Raw genomic sequence first — 14,639 nt, 5'->3', positions numbered from 1 at the left:
CGCTCAGCCCTCCATCACATAGCCGTGGTGGGCGATCTCGATCGTCTCCATCGCGACCTTGGGCGACTCCGGGGTGAACGACGGCCCGGTCCAGCGCACCGGCACGACTTCGAGCAGCCCCCACTGGGCCACCTTGCGCCCGTCGCCGGTCCTCGCCTCGATGTGCGCGGTCTTGCGGCTGAACCCGGTCGTCATGGTGGCGAACCAGCGCGCCACCTTCTCCGTCTCCCGGGTGAGCGGACGCGACAGCTTCACGTTGGAGTACTTCAGCCGGGTCGGCAGCTGCCACACGTGCCCGTTGTTGCCGCCCTCCTCGCGGGTCTCCAGGACGACTTCGCAGCCCAGCCCGTCACAGGTGTTGAACGACCCGAGCTCGATGTCGTCGATCGTCACGACGAAGCAGACGCTGACCGCGGGGTCGTCGTCCGGGGCGTTGGCCATGCGCGTGCCTCTCGATCAGTGACGGGTGTTGATGAGGGAGCCGGAGCGCTCGCGCTCGAGCCGCAGGTCGGCCTTCAGCAGCCTGCTGAGGGGCGTGTAGAGCGCCCGGACGAGTTCGTCGGTGACGGGTGGCGTCTGCGGACTCCCGTCGGGGCTCGTGGAGGTGGTCGTCGCCGCCGGATGTTCCGCGGTGGGCGGCTCGGGGCCGGGTCCGGGCTCCGGACCGGGTTCCGGCTCCGGCTCCGGACCGGGTTCCGGCAGGGGCGGCGGCGGGGGCTCCTCGGCGGTCTCGGAGTCGCGCTGGACGACCGGCCGGGAGGTGCCGTCGCGGGGTGCGGACGGGAAGACGACGCTGCCGTCCGCCATGCGCTGCGCCACCCCGGCCGCCACGGCGACCGCCCCGGCGTTCCGCACGGAGGCGGGCACGCGCGGGCCCGGGCCGGGGACCGCCTCCGGCCGGGCGGGCGGCAGGGGCGTCTGCCGCTGTACGAGGGTGACCGCACGCTGCAAGGGCGGAGCCGGAGCGACCCGCGCGGGCCCCTCGTCGGGGCCGGTCCAGCGGACGGCCACGGCGGGAGGCGGGCCCGGGGGCGCGGGGGCGAACGGTGACGGTCTCGGACCGCTGCCGCCGGACCCCGGGCTCTCCGGCTCGCGCTGGACGGTCGCCTCGCCGCCGGCCGGGGCGGGGCCGGGCGCGGAGGCGGTACGGAGGGGCAGCGGGCGGTCACCGAGCAACGGCGCGGTGGGGCGGACCGGGTCCGACGGGGGCGCGGGGGCGGTGACGGCACGCTGCACGGGAGCGGCGGGCTCGCGGCCGCTTTCCGGGGCCCCCGCCGCCTGCCCGGTGACCGGCGGCGGAGCCGAGTCGTCGGCGGCAGCCTCCGCCAGGGGGGCGTCCCCCAGCAGCGGGGCCACGGTCTCCGGCTCGGGGGCGTTGACCTGCGGGTCTCGCGCCTCTGGCAGTCCCCCGGCCTCTGTCGCCCGGGGAGCACGTTGCACCTGCGGTGCCGGGGGATCCTCTGGCGCGACCGCCCGTCGCTGGGCGGTCGGCGGCAGGCCCGGCAGCGGCGCGCCGAGACCACCCACGCGCCGGAGCGGAGGCGGCACGGGAGTTGCGCCGTCGGCGGTGCGCTGAACCGGCGCCGCGCCGGAGCGGGTGCCCGGCACAGCTCCAGGGACGTCCGGCTCGGAGGCGGGGTCGACCGCATCCGTGTGCTCGTCCGTACGCACGAGGAGCTGCTCGCCGACCAGTTGGCGCACCGGAAGGCCCGCTGCTGATACGGCGGCGGGTTCAGCCGATGTCAGGCTCGGCAGGCTGTCCCCGTACGCCCGCTGTACGGCCACCGTCCACGCCCCGCGCCGCGCGGGCATCGGCATCTCGACGGCCCGCTGGACCGGTGGGGGCGGGCTTCCCGGAGCGGCGTCGACCACCCCGCGTACCAGACCGGCGGGCGCCTCGGGGTTGATCAGATGACCCAACGGCGTTCCCAGTGCTGGATTCTGACGTGTCGTCAGTTCAGCCTCGAATCCGGCCGGGTTGATCACCAGATCCTGGCCCGTGACGGACCGCTGGACGGGTGCCAGACGGCTCACGTCCACCCGGTCCTCCCGCTCACTGCCCGGCCCCGGCACGGGCAGGGCATCGGCGGAACGGCCCCCGCGCAGCCAGGACATCAGCCCCATGGTTTCTCGTCCTCCTCCGTGCTCCCGGCTACTGCCCGTTGAGGCGGGCGACCTGCGCGACGAACTTCAGGCGTTCCGGGTGTTCCAGGTCCAGCAGGTCGTCCAGCGGCCAGTGGAAGTGGTAGGCGAGGTACGCGACCTCCTCGTAGAGCAGGTCGGCCGCGTACGTCACGATTCCCCCAGGCGACCGCCGGCGAGATCCACCGCGAACTCCTCGTCGCAGGACGGACAGGTGACGGCCGCGCGGGTGTGCCCCTCGGCGTTGATCCGGCGGTAGAAGTCCTGGAGGAACGCGAGATCCGACGCGAACAGGTCCTCGATGACGCCCGGATGGATGTCCTCGACCGTCCCGATCCGGGTCACCACCCGGGAGATCAGCACGACCGAGAGGTACGCGGAATTCTCCCGGACCCGGTCGTCGCGCAGGGGCACCAGCTCGTCCCGGGCGGTCGCCAGGCGCATCACCCCGCTGCGGTGCACGGTGCCCGACTCGTCCACGTAACCGCGCGGCAGCTCGAAGGTGAACTCGGTCCGCAACGGTTCGGAGCGGCCCGTGCCCGTGTCCCGTTCCGGAGGCGCCTGGAACTGGACCGAACGCCGCATCAGTCGAGCTCCATGCTCTCGTACGTGATCGCCAGCTTCTCCGTGAGCACCGAGGTGTCCCCGGCCTTGAGCGTGCCGATCTCCAGCGACTTGGGCCAGGCGTTGATGAGCTTGTACCGCTTGATGGGCAGCCCCTCGTAGTCGTACACGATGACGGCGCCGTTGCGGCGGGCGTTCGTCATGCGGCCGAAGCGGGAGTCCTTGATCCAGCGCTCGAAGCTGTTGTCCTCGGTCAGGCCGCGCGTGACGGTGACCTCGCCGGCCTTGGGGCGGCCGGGCAGCTTCTTGATGGCGTACTTGCCGTCGGCGGTGTTCTGCTTCAGCTCGATGACGTCCTGTTCCATCTTCAGACCACTGACCTCGGTGATCTGCTTGATGACGACGCTGTCGAATTCGAGACCGAAGGAGTGCCCGACGGAACTGTCGAGATCGGGAAGTGGCACCACAGGCTCCTTACGCCAGGTTCGGGAACGGGCCGGTCACTGAAGGGCGGCGCGCGCCGGTCACTCGTCCACGCCTCCGGTCCCGCCGGTCAGCTGGGAGAGCCGGAACACGACGAACTCGGCCGGTTTGACGGGCGCGACGCCGATCTCGCACACGACCTGTCCCGCGTCGACGCTCTCCGGCGGGTTGGTCTCCCGGTCGCACTTGACGTAGAACGCCTCGTCCGGGGTGAGGCCGAAGAGCGAGCCCTTGCGCCACTCGTTCACCAGGAACGCGGAGACGGTGCGGCGGATACGGGCCCACAGGGCGTCGTCGTTCGGCTCGAAGACGACCCACTGGGTCCCGGCGAGGATTGACTCCTCCAGGTAGTTGAAGAGCCGCCGCACGTTCAGGTAGCGCCAGGCCGGGTCGGAGGCCAGGGTGCGGGCACCCCAGACCCGGATGCCGCGTCCGGGAAACGCGCGAATGCAGTTCAGCCCGATCGGGTTCAGCAGGTCGTGCTCGCCCTTGGTCAGCTGCGTCTGCAACGCGACGGCTCCGCGCACGACTTCGTTGGCCGGTGCCTTGTGCACACCGCGCGAGTCGTCGTTGCGGGCCCAGATCCCTGCGACGTGACCGCTCGGCGGTACGAGGGTCGCGCGGCCGGACGCCGGATCGGCGACGCTGATCCACGGGTAGTAGAGCGTGGCGTACTTGGAGTCGAAGTTCGCCCGGTCGGTGCGCCAGGCCCGGATCTGCTGCGGCGTCAGGCCGGGCGGCGGGTCCAGAATCGCGATCCGGTCGCCCATCAACTCACAGTGACCGATGAGCGCTTGCTGCACGGCGATGACCGATTCCAGGTCGAGCAGTCCGCGTTCGTACGCTCCCATGAGGTCGGGTACGGCGATCATCGTGACGTCGTCCACCGCTTCGAGGCCGCCCAGGCCGGTGCGGCGGTCGGCGTCGCCGACGTACACCTCGGGGGCCAGTGCACCGGCGCTTCCGGCGGCCGGGGCGGCGGGGGCCAGGGCGACCGTCTGCGGCGCCGGCCGGGCGGGGGCGGCGCCGCGCCCCGACTCCCGTATCTCGATCAGCTCCGACTTGGCGTTGACCCGGGTGGCGACGTTCTCCTTGCTCCGCTTGGTCGTCACGGACGGATACGTCTCCGCGACCTGGCCGTCGCGCTTCACGATCAGCTGGAACACGTCGGACGGCGGGTCGTCGCCCTCGGCCTCCGCGATCTCCACGCTGATCTCACCGGCCACGCCCGGCTTCGGCTTGACGGCGTACGGCCCGACCTGGACCTCGGAGCCGGCCGCGAGTTCGCCCTCCGCTCCCCCGGCCACGGTGTCCGATCCGTCGCCGATGCGGACGACGTAGCAGATGCCGCCGCCGTTGGCGAAGAAGCCGTACACGCTGGAGGCGAGGTACGTGCCGTCCACGAAGTCGCCGAAGGTGCTGACGAACTGGCTCCAGTTCGTGATCAGCGTCGGCTCGTCGAAGGGGCCGCGCTGGGCGAACCCGACGAAGGCGGCGACCGACGTGCCCACCCCTTCGATCGGCCGGGAGCCGGACTCGACCTCTTCGACGTAGACGCCCGGGGACAGGTACGACGGCATATGGGCCTCTCCTTGACGTGCTCCTCGACGTGCTTCCCACCCCGTCGCGTGACCGCTGCCCGACCGGGGAACACCGGCGATTCTCGCCACTTCGGCGATCACCGGGAACGGATAGTCGGCCGCCCCGGCGTGCATGGGGAGCTGCCCGATGAGGCAAACGGGCCGCGCCGCGCGCACCGCACGGGCCTGCCCCTCCCTCGTCCCACCGGTGCTCCCTGCGCCCCTCGGGTGCCCGGCAGCCTGGCTAGCCACCGTGTGCGGGCGGAGCTGTACTGGCGGGAGGGGACGTATGAAGGCGGTTCCCGGAAAGGCGCCCGCCGCCCCCGCCGGGTCCCGGGCCGGGTCTCCTCATATGGAAGCGGCTCCCGCTCGTACGGAGGAGGCTTCCGCCCCCTCGCCTGCCCCCGCACCGGCGCCTGACCGCCGCAGTCTCCAGCGGCTGCAACGGGCGGCCGGAAACGCGGCCGTCTCGCGCCTGGTCGCCCAGCGCTACACGGCCCCCGTCAAGCCGTCGCCCGCCCAGGCGCCGGGGTTCCGGGGCGTCAAGGCGGACATCGCGGCGAAGAAGCAGCGGCTGGCCCAGCACCGGCCGGCCGCGACGGAGTCGAAGGCGTCGCAGGATGCCGCCGTGGCGCCTCCGGACGACAAGGAGGCGCAGGGCAAGGCGGCCAACGCGGAGAAGATGAACGCCGCGAAGCCGGGCGAGTTCGACAAGAAGACGTTCATCGACGCGGTGAACAAGGCGATCGACGCGCAGGCGCCGAAGAACCTCGACGACGCCGACAAGTTCTCCAAGTCCGGCAAGGCGGAACGGGTCAAGGCGGAGGTCGACGGCAAGGTCTCGGACGGCAAGGAGGCGTCGTCCAAGGACATCGACACCGCGACGAAGGCCCCGCCGGACACGTCGGCCGCCAAGGACAAGCCCGTCACCCCGCTCACCCCGGACCAGCCGCCCGGCAACCCCGGGGCGCCGTCCGCGGCGGCCGCGATCCCCGAGAAGCAGCCGGCGTCGGTCACCGACTTCTCCGGGGGGCCCGCGCAGAACGACAAGGCGATGGCGGACGCCGAGGTCACGGAGGACCAGCTCGCCAAGGGCAACGAACCGGAGTTCAACGAGGCGCTCAGCGCGAAGAAGACCGCCGAGGCGGACTCCGCGAAGGCCCCGGCGAAGGGCAGGTCGGCCGAGAGCCGCCAGCTGTCCGCCGCGAAGGCGGGCGCCGCGGCCTCGGGCGCCGCGGCGATGAGCACGCTGACCGCGACGCGTGCGCAGGCCGGGCAGAAGGTGGACGGCGGCAAGGGCGAGACCAAGTCGAAGGACGAGAAGAAGCGCGCCGAGGTCACGGCGAAGCTCCAGAAGGTCTACGACGGCACGAAGAAGGACGTCGAGGCGACGCTGTCCGGCCTGGACAAGAAGGTCGACGCGGCGTTCACCTCCGGGGAGAAGGCGGCGCGGGACGCGTTCACGGCGGACCACAAGCGCCGGATGAAGAAGTACAAGGACAAGCGGTACTCCGGCTGGACCGGAAAGGCCCGGTGGGTGAAGGACAAGTTCGCGGGCCTGCCCGAGGAGGCGAACAACCTCTACCAGGAGGCCCGCAAGCTGTACGTCTCCCGGATGCAGACGGTGATCTCGTCGGTCGCCGACATCATCGGCACGGAGCTGGGCAAGGCGAAGGCCCGGATCGCCAAGGGCCGCGGCGAGCTGAAGGCGGAGGTCGACAAACTCCCGGCCGACCTGCGCCAGTTCGGTGAGGACGCGGCCAAGGACTTCGCGGGCAAGTTCGACGACCTCGAAGCGTCGGTCAACGAGAAGTCGGAGCAGCTGGTCCAGGACCTGGCCCAGAAGTACACGGCGGCGCTCAACAAGGTCGATGAGGAGATAAAGAAACTTCAGGAGGCCAATAAGGGTCTGATCGACAAGGCGAAGGACGCGATTGTCGGCGCGATCAAGACCATCAACGAGTTGAAGAACCTCCTCCTGGGCATCCTCGCCAAGGCCGCCGGCGCGATCATGAAAATCATCAAGGATCCCATCGGCTTCCTGGGCAACCTGGTATCGGCTGTCGGCGCAGGCCTGAACCTCTTCCTGACGAACATCGCCGACCACCTGAAGACCGGGGTCGTGTCGTGGCTGCTCGGCACGGCGGTGAAGGCGGGCCTAGATCTCCCCCAGAAGTTCGACATGAAGGGCATCATCCAACTGATCGGCTCGCTCCTGGGCCTGACCTGGGCCAACATCCGCGCCCGCGTCACCCGCAAGGGCGTCCCCGATCAAGCGATGACGGCGGTCGAGTCCTCGGTCCCGGTCGCCCAGAACATCGCCCGGGAGGGCCCGGCCGGCGCGGTCAAGGAGATCCAGGAGGAGGCGGGCGACCTCAAGTCCACGATCCTGGAAAAGCTGACGAGCTACCTGATCCCCACGGTCATCATCGCCGGCATCACCTGGATCCTCTCCCTCCTGAACCCTGCCTCCGCCTTCGTCCGCGCGGTCAAGGGAATCATCGACATCGTCACGTTCGTGGTGAACCAGGGCTCCCAGATCGTGGAGTTCGTCAACTCGGTCCTGGACGCGGTGGTGGCCATAGCCAACGGCGGCAAGGCCGGCGTGCCCAAAATGGTAGAAACCGCCCTGGCCGCCAGCGTCCCCCTCCTGATCGGCTTCCTCGCCTCCCTCCTGGGAATCGGCAGCCTGGCCGCAAAGGTCAAGTCCGTCTTCCACGCGGTATCCCGCCCGGTGAACCGAGCGATCGACAAGATCGTGAACTTCATCGCCAAGAAGGGCAAGGCGCTCTGGAGCAAGCTGAAGCGAAAGAAAGCTCCTTCCACTCCGGGAGGGAAGAAAAGCGATCAGCCGGACGTCAGGGGCTCAGGCACACACCAGGAGACCCTCACTGCAAAACTAAACAGGATCGCGTCCCGACTATCACCCAGAATCCAATCCTCCACACGATATGGCGCAGCACACGAAGCCGTATCCGCCGCCCTTTCCGAATGGAGGATCAAATACGGACTCTCGCGCCTTGAACTGCAGGGCGACGGCCGCATCAAGGCGACGATCAACCCTTCTGTTTACCTACCGTCGCTCAAGCTCACAAAAATGGAGCCGCGAGAGCTTGGGACACGGCTCATAGCAATTCTCGAAGAGGCAGAACGTCGATACTGGAACTTCCTTCTCACAACCCCCCGCGGGCAAGCAATCCGACAAGCCGTACTCGACTACCGCAACGCTCGCCCCCTTTGCCTCCAGCCCTTGAGCTCATTTGAAAGATCCATGATCCTGAGGACGGTTCCCGCACCTTCGAATGCCCAGACCCAGGACGGTCGCCCATATCTGCGCAATCTGCAAGTTACGAACGAAATGGAAATCGCCGCACTCAATTCTATGTACAGCGCGTGGCAGCCCAGCAGCTACTACTCGAACAGTCTCACGCGCGCTGGTTCGAGAATCAATCCCGTAACACGCGTCAGGGGAAGGTCCGGTTCACACACGCCTGCCCCTTACGAAGAGACGGAGAGGCGCGTATCCGGGGAAGAGTCGGGCGAAGGCACGACTCGCCACGCCCTCGGACGAGTCTCCTTCCCAGGGAACTTTCACTCGTACAGTTCCATGACTGCCGAGCTGCGCAGACGAGCAACAGCAGCAGGAATCTCGGAATCCGCAGCGGCCGAGCTGGTGGTGACCCCGGTCGGCCCGTCTCATCCCGCACCCCCGCCTTCACCGGCCGGCTCTCCCATGGCAGCTTTCGAGGAGTTGGCCGGCCCTGCCCGCGGACTCAGCACCGAGTTCGAGACGGCCCGCGCCGGCGGCATGCACACCACCATCGCCGTCAGGGCCGACGTACTGCGAAATTCCGGAAACGCCAACCTGAACGACGCACTGCATCCCTCGGGCCAGTACGGCCCCATGACCCCCCGTACGGTCGCGAGCGTCCGACCATCGCCGGCTTCAAGGAGAGCCGAGGACGAAAAACTGGCACGGATCGGCACAATTTTTCACGCACTGTACCAACAGGCCCAAAAGTTCATCACACAGAACAGCATATTAGCCCCGGTCAACCAAAGGGACTACGGGCCCATCGTTCGATCCATCCAACAGGTTATCGACCTGGAGACGGACCCGTCCGCAGCCCCTGGCGACCAAGAGCGGGCCGAGGCTAGACTGGTGGAAAAATTAACCGAACTCATGGCCTTGCACGATGGACACACCTACCGTTAGCTCTTGACTCGTAAGCGGACCGGAAGGGGTTTCATGCGGCTTCTACCGAAAACCAGGATCGAGCCCGACGACTTCGCTCTCATCTGCGAATCCCACGACTGGGTGTTCCACGAACGGACGGAGAACACGGATACCGGAGAGGCCCGCTACTCCTGGCTCTCACAGAACGCTGCCACGCGAATCACCTATGTCTATGACCCCATCCTGAATCTTCCCTACATCGAAACCACCGCTTCAGGCTATGCGGAAGAACCTGGAACCCAAGGCCAGGTGGACGGGGAATTGCGGGGCGCCATCCAACAATTGACCGGCCGTGAAGCACTCGCACTCTTTGATCAATGCGGAATGGACTCCGCTTGCCAGGTCAAAATCTTGCACCTAGTCGCAGCAAGCGCACCGGATGAGTTCGACGAATATTTTTTCCAGCGGTTCACCGAGATTCTCGGCGCGGAACAGGCGGACGTACGCAGCATGGCCCTGATCGCCGCCCTTTACATGCCGTGGCCCCAGATTCTCCCCGTGATTGAAACACTGGCGGAGTCCGACTCCTCGGAAGACATCAGAAACCTGGCCCGTTCCGTATTCCATGATCACCCCGCTAACCACTGAGTCGATCTCCAGGAAACGGCCGGCGCATCCTCAGGTCAACAGCCCCAGATACGGCCCGAACTCCGAGGCCAGCGTCAGGCGGCCCAGTTTCTGGTACTCGCGCCGGACCGCGTGGATCAGCGTCGCCATCGTCACCTCGCCGCCCGTGTCCGCCGCCAGGTACGCCGCCGTCACCGCGATCGAGCGGATGTTGCCACCTGCCAGTTCGAAGTTGTCCGCGCAGAAGGGGAGGTCCAGGTCCGCGGCGCGGGGGAGCATCGGCCCCAGGCAGCGGTTCCACAGCACCAGGCGCTGTTCCGCGTCCGGGACCGGGAAGTCCACGACCAGGTCCAGGCGGCGGGTGAAGGCGTCGTCCAGGTTGGCGCGGAGGTTGGTGGCGAGGATCGCCAGGCCGTCGAAGGACTCCATGCGCTGGAGGAGGTACGCGCTCTCCACGTTCGCGTAGCGGTCGTGCGCGTCCTTCACATCCGAGCGCTTCCCGAAAATCGCGTCCGCCTCGTCGAAGAGCAGGACCCCGTTGACCCCCGCCGCCTCCGTGAAGATGCGTTCCAGGTTCTTCTCGGTCTCGCCCACGTACTTGTCGATCACCGTCGCCAGGTCCACCGTGTAGAGGTCGAGACCGAGGTCCGCCGCGATCACCTCCGCCGACATGGTCTTGCCGGTGCCGGAGTCCCCCGCGAAGAGCGCCGACACCCCGCGCCCCCGGCCGCCGCCCGGCCGCATCGCCCACTCCCCCAGCACCCGGTCACGGTGCCGGGCCCGGGCGGTCAGTTCGCGGAGCTGTGCGTGGGCGTCGGGTGGGAGGACCAGGTCGTCCCACGTCACCGTGGGTTCGATGCGGCGGGCCAGGCGGTCCAGACCGGCCGCGTTCTGGGCGCGGGCCCCCTGGCGCACGTGGTCCGGGGTGAGGGTCCCGCCGTCGAGCCGGGCCGTCTGCGCGGCGCTCAGGGCCGCCCCCCGGACCTGCTCCGGCGTCAGCAGGAACGGCGCCAGGAGGTGGTCCGGGTCGACCCCGGCAGGCACAGCGCCCGACCCCGTACGCCGGTACGCGTCGCTCCACAGCGCCCCGCGCGCCGACGGCTCCACCCTCGGGGCGTGCACCAGCAGCGGCGGCACCGTGGACCAGGTGGCGTCCCACGGCACCCGGCCCACCATCACCGCCGGTACCGGGGTGGCCGTCAGGAGGCGTAACAGAGAGGGGTGTTCGCGGGACACCGCGTCCAGCGGCGCGCAGACCAGGCCCGCCCCGGTCAGCCGCGCCTCGCGGACCAGGGCGCGTACGGCGTCGGCGGGGGCGGGGTCCGCCGCCAGGCGGGCGAGGTCCACGCCGAGGACCCTCCGGCCCGCCCGCTCCAGCGCCGACGCGGCCAGGGCAGTGCCCGCACCGCCCTGGTCCTCGCTCAGGTAGACCAGCGGGACGCCACCGGCCAGGACCCGGGCCAGGGCCTCCGGGTCGCCGACGCCCGCGACCGATGCCCAGGGCGCCACGACGTCCGCGAGGCGCGGATCCCTCGTGTCGTCGCCGAGCAGGTGCGCCGTGACCCGGTCCGGCACGCGCAGCGCCCGGCTGAGGAAGGGGCGGTCCAGGTCCTCGGCGAGCAGCAGACCGGCCTCCCGGAGCGGGGCGGCGGCCGCTAACCGGCCGCGTGCGACGGCGTCGGCCGGGGACACCCCGCACAGGCCGAGCGCCAGGCCGATGGACGGGCGCCGCCGGGTCACGTCGTCGTTGAGGTACCCGTAGAACGCCTCGAAGCGGTCGTCCAGATCGGGTACGAGCGCGATGAGCAGGATCTCGGTGTCGAGCGGGGTCAGCCCGAAGTCCGATTCCAGAGCGGTGAGCCGCGAGGGCCCGGCGGACGCGCCGTCGTCGCAGGCCACGCGATCCGAGGCGCCCGCCGCTCCGCCCTCCTCCCCCACCGGGTCCGGAAACCCCCGCGCCCCCTCCTCGTTCAGCAGCCGGGCGATGTTCTCGTCCGTCAGATACAGGCCCCGGAACGCGTCCTCGGGGTCCGGGTCCGTGCGCTGCCGGGCCTCCACCGCGCGGCGGACGCGTTGCTCGACGGCGGTCGCCCGGGCGAGGAGGTGGCGCAGGTTCAGGTCGTCGTCGGGGCGGCCCGGGGGCGTCATGCGGTGGGGTCCTCCGTCGCGTCAGTGGCCGAGCGCGTCTCGGTGATCCGCAGCCCCAGTCCCCGCCGCGCCGCGGAGGCCGCGGGCTCCTCCCGTACCGGACGGCCGGGACGGCTTCCGTACACCGGAAGACCGCGCGGAGCGCCCCGCTCCGGCTCCGGGGATTCCTGCATGTCGCCGAACCGTGCGTGCAGGCCCTCGTCGCCGACCGGCGGCCCCGCCGGGTACGTCGGCGAGGCCGTCACGGGCACGCTCACCACCAGGTCGAGCGACGGCTTCAGTTCGCCGCCGAGCGCGCTCCACACATCGGCGAAGGAGCGGTCCTCCGGCGGGGGCAGGGCGATCGACATCGGGACGGCGGCCCCGATCCCGGCGAGGGAACCGGCCAGGCGCTCCGGGGGCAGGGCCTCGTATCCGAGCAGGCAGGCGAGCAGGGAGGAGAGCAGCCGGTGTTCGTCCTCCGGGCGCTTGGTCCACGCGGTGATGAGGTACGAGAGCTTGAAGTAGCGCGGCGGGCGGCGCCGGGCGACGACGGCGCCGCGTTCGTCGTACTCGTTGTGCAGGCCGCGCTCGCGGCGCCGCATGTCCTCGCGGATGTCGTACAGATAGAGGTTGACCATGGGGGCGTTGACCTTGGCGGCCCACTCCCGGGTGGGGGCGTCGAAAACGACCGTGATCTGGCCGCCGCCGAGCACCTCCGCCCGGATCAGGGACCGGAGTACGTCGTCCACCTCGTGGATCACCTGGTGCCCGCCCCTCTCACGTACGGCCCTTGAAGTCCGGTGGCTGGAGGTTGCGCTGGACGACGAGGACGGGTTTCTGGAGCCGGGGAAGCCCGGTGATGTCCGCGCGCAGGACGCGGGGGCCGAGGGTGTCCTTGCGCAGCACCAGCACCTGAACCTCGAAGGTGCCGTCGCGGCCCACGCGTACGCCGGTGCGGTCCGCCGTGATGCCGGTGTTCCAGGTCAGGCGTACGGTCTCGCCCGGCGGGTAGTCCTTGCCGCGCGCCACGACGGGCTGGCCGGGTTTGGCGACCTGCGGGGTGACGGTGAGGGAGGGCTTGAGGACGCGCAGCCGTTCCGTGTCCTGGTTGTTGACGGGGTGCAGGTCGCCCAGATTGCCGCTCACAGTGGCGCGTACGTCCCCGGTGATCGGTTCACGGTAGGTGCCGGCCTGCGTCACCTCGATCCGGCCGCCGGGCGGGATGGTGCAGGGTGCGGCGGCCGTGCAGCGGCCGAGGGAGGTCAGCGTGCGGTCCTTCGTGCTGCCGGGCTTCGGCCAGCTCGTGGCGAGGACGACGTCCCTGGCGGTGTCCGGGCCGGCATTGGTCACGGTGAATCGGGCCTGGGTCTGTCGGCCGATGTACGTACGGGCGGGGCTGAGGTCGGCCTTGACGGCGACGTCCGTCGCGGGTGGCGGGGGCAGCGGCGCCGGGGGCGCGGGCAGCACCTGGAACTCGGCGGTGTCGGTGGCGGTGTTGCCCGCCGAGTCGGTGGCGGTGCAGGTGACCGTGGTGAAGCCGATCGGGAAGAGGGAGCCGGACGCGGGGGTGCAGGTGACGGGGAGGCGGCCGTCGTGGGCGTCCTTGGCGGTCGCCCAGTAGCTGATCCTCGTACCGTCCGCGTCGTCCGCCCTGGCGATGCGGTCGTCCACGGTGACGATCGGGGCGTCGACGTCGTTCACGTCGATGGTGATCTTCTGCTGGAAGTCGGGGTCGGGCGCGGCCGTGGGGGCGAGTCGGTCCGTGCCCGGGATCTGCGGGCCGAGCAGGAACTGGACGGTGCAGGTGAGCCGGGCACCCTGCGGGGCGTCGGCCGCGACGTCGATGGTCTCGGCGAAGTGGGCGGTCTCGCCGCTGGTCACCCGGCGGGTGGGCGGGTCGAGCGCGACGGTGAGGTAGGGGCTGCAACCACTGAGCTGGTAGCCGACGGACGTGGGGAGGTTGTCCATGCCGTCGATGATGGCCTGGGCCACCTGGTCGCCCTGGATGCCCTCCAGGAGCCGGCCCTGGGTGGCTTCGATGATGCGAGTGGCCTGGTCCGGGTCGGTCGCCGGGAACTCGACCTGGTCGGGGTAGTCGGGGTTGTGCGCGTTGCCGGTGCCGTTGAGACCGTCGCCGAGCTCGCTGTCCACATCGACGCCGACCACCCGGACGCCCTTGTCCTGGAGGGCGAAGATCGTGTCGTCAATGGTGTGGCCGGCGCTCGGTGCGTGGCTGGACGCATCGCTGACGAGCACGATCACCGGGTTGGAGCCCTCGCGGAAGACCGTCTCGCCGCCGGCTCCGTTGGCGATCTGCCAGAGGCCGTTGATCCAGTCCTCGGACGGGCCCATGCTGTTGAGCCCCCGGTCGGTCCTCAGCGCGTCGACGCCGTCCTGCACCTTGCCGAGGTCGTTCGTCAGTCCCTGGAGGACCTCGAACTCGCCGCCCGTGGGGTCGAACTCCTGGTCCCCGAAGGTGGCGACGGCGAAGCGCGACTCGGGCTGTGCGGCCAGGACCTTCTGGGTGATGGCGGGCAGGTTCTCCTGCACGCTGGTGATGGGCACTCCCATGCTCCTGGTGCCGTCCACCAGTAGGACGACCTCGGGTTTCGGCGGGATCGCCGGCGTACGCACCGACTTGTCGACACTGGTCGAGCCGCCCGGGTCGAGCGCCTCGTGCACGGTCGCCGGGGTGACCCACGGGTCCGGGGGGACGGGCACGGCGGGCGCGGCGCCGGCCGGGCCCGGCCCCGGGACGAACGCGGTGGCCAGCAGGAGCAGGGCGAGCGCCGCCGAACGGCGCGCGCCGGCCGGTCCGGGCGGGCGTCCAGCCGCCCGAATCCACCGCACAGCTTCTCTCCCCCGCACCCGGACCTCCCACCGAAGAACAGCGCCCACACGGTCCCCCGCGCACGCCGCGCGCACAGCGGGAAGTC

General features: G+C 70.1%; 11 protein-coding genes. 2 read left to right on the top strand and 9 right to left on the bottom strand.

What is annotated here, in order from left to right; genetic code table 11:
• Window positions 1–3: 3 nt before the first annotated feature.
• The 6 genes from OHS17_RS31115 to OHS17_RS31090 are packed head-to-tail and all read right to left on the bottom strand — an operon-like array spanning window position 4 to window position 4,769.
• Window positions 4–441 carry a phage tail protein gene (locus OHS17_RS31115; protein WP_018099789.1) on the bottom strand — a complete coding sequence of 146 codons (438 nt, stop codon included), beginning with the start codon at window positions 439–441 and terminating at the stop codon, window positions 4–6.
• A 15-nt stretch (window positions 442–456) separates the two neighbouring features.
• On the bottom strand, window positions 457–2,124 hold the full coding sequence (locus OHS17_RS31110) for a hypothetical protein (protein WP_330314867.1): 1,668 nt from the start codon (window positions 2,122–2,124) through the stop codon (window positions 457–459).
• Window positions 2,125–2,152: 28 nt separating this feature from the next.
• Entirely contained in the window at window positions 2,153–2,296 is a 144-nt protein-coding gene (locus tag OHS17_RS31105; RefSeq protein WP_018099790.1) for a DUF6760 family protein, read from the bottom strand.
• On the bottom strand, window positions 2,293–2,727 hold the full coding sequence (locus tag OHS17_RS31100; protein ID WP_147974097.1) for a hypothetical protein: 435 nt from the start codon (window positions 2,725–2,727) through the stop codon (window positions 2,293–2,295). Before OHS17_RS31100 ends, OHS17_RS31105 begins: the two co-directional genes overlap by 4 nt.
• The gene (locus tag OHS17_RS31095) at window positions 2,727–3,170 is read right to left on the bottom strand and encodes a phage tail protein (protein ID WP_018099792.1); all 444 of its coding nucleotides are present in this window, start codon (window positions 3,168–3,170) and stop codon (window positions 2,727–2,729) included. The genes OHS17_RS31100 and OHS17_RS31095 overlap by 1 nt, the downstream gene beginning before the upstream one ends.
• A 60-nt stretch (window positions 3,171–3,230) precedes the next feature.
• Window positions 3,231–4,769 (bottom strand): phage tail sheath family protein, encoded by a 1,539-nt coding sequence (locus OHS17_RS31090; RefSeq protein ID WP_330314866.1) that lies wholly within the window; start codon window positions 4,767–4,769, stop codon window positions 3,231–3,233.
• 289 nt (window positions 4,770–5,058) lie between these two features.
• On the opposite strand from OHS17_RS31090, the gene OHS17_RS31085 reads away from it, so the two are divergent.
• Both OHS17_RS31085 and OHS17_RS31080 read left to right on the top strand, forming a co-directional pair.
• Window positions 5,059–8,985, top strand: coding sequence for a phage tail protein (locus OHS17_RS31085; RefSeq protein WP_330314865.1), 3,927 nt, complete (start codon window positions 5,059–5,061; stop codon window positions 8,983–8,985).
• Window positions 8,986–9,018: 33 nt separating this feature from the next.
• On the top strand, window positions 9,019–9,594 hold the full coding sequence (locus OHS17_RS31080) for a hypothetical protein (protein ID WP_330314864.1): 576 nt from the start codon (window positions 9,019–9,021) through the stop codon (window positions 9,592–9,594).
• Window positions 9,595–9,624: 30 nt separating this feature from the next.
• On the opposite strand, the gene OHS17_RS31075 is transcribed toward OHS17_RS31080, so the two are convergent.
• The 3 genes from OHS17_RS31075 to OHS17_RS31065 are packed head-to-tail and all read right to left on the bottom strand — an operon-like array spanning window position 9,625 to window position 14,553.
• The gene (locus OHS17_RS31075) at window positions 9,625–11,721 is read right to left on the bottom strand and encodes an ATP-binding protein (protein ID WP_330314863.1); all 2,097 of its coding nucleotides are present in this window, start codon (window positions 11,719–11,721) and stop codon (window positions 9,625–9,627) included.
• Window positions 11,718–12,464 carry a DUF4255 domain-containing protein gene (locus tag OHS17_RS31070; protein ID WP_330314862.1) on the bottom strand — a complete coding sequence of 249 codons (747 nt, stop codon included), beginning with the start codon at window positions 12,462–12,464 and terminating at the stop codon, window positions 11,718–11,720. The genes OHS17_RS31075 and OHS17_RS31070 overlap by 4 nt, the downstream gene beginning before the upstream one ends.
• A gap of 16 nt (window positions 12,465–12,480) precedes the next feature.
• The gene (locus OHS17_RS31065; protein ID WP_330314861.1) at window positions 12,481–14,553 is read right to left on the bottom strand and encodes an HYR domain-containing protein; all 2,073 of its coding nucleotides are present in this window, start codon (window positions 14,551–14,553) and stop codon (window positions 12,481–12,483) included.
• Window positions 14,554–14,639 lie beyond the last annotated feature (86 nt).

The sequence above is a fragment of the Streptomyces sp. NBC_00523 genome, assembly GCF_036346615.1.
Taxonomy (GTDB): Bacteria; Actinomycetota; Actinomycetes; order Streptomycetales; family Streptomycetaceae; genus Streptomyces.
This window is presented reverse-complemented; position numbering and strand designations above follow the sequence as displayed.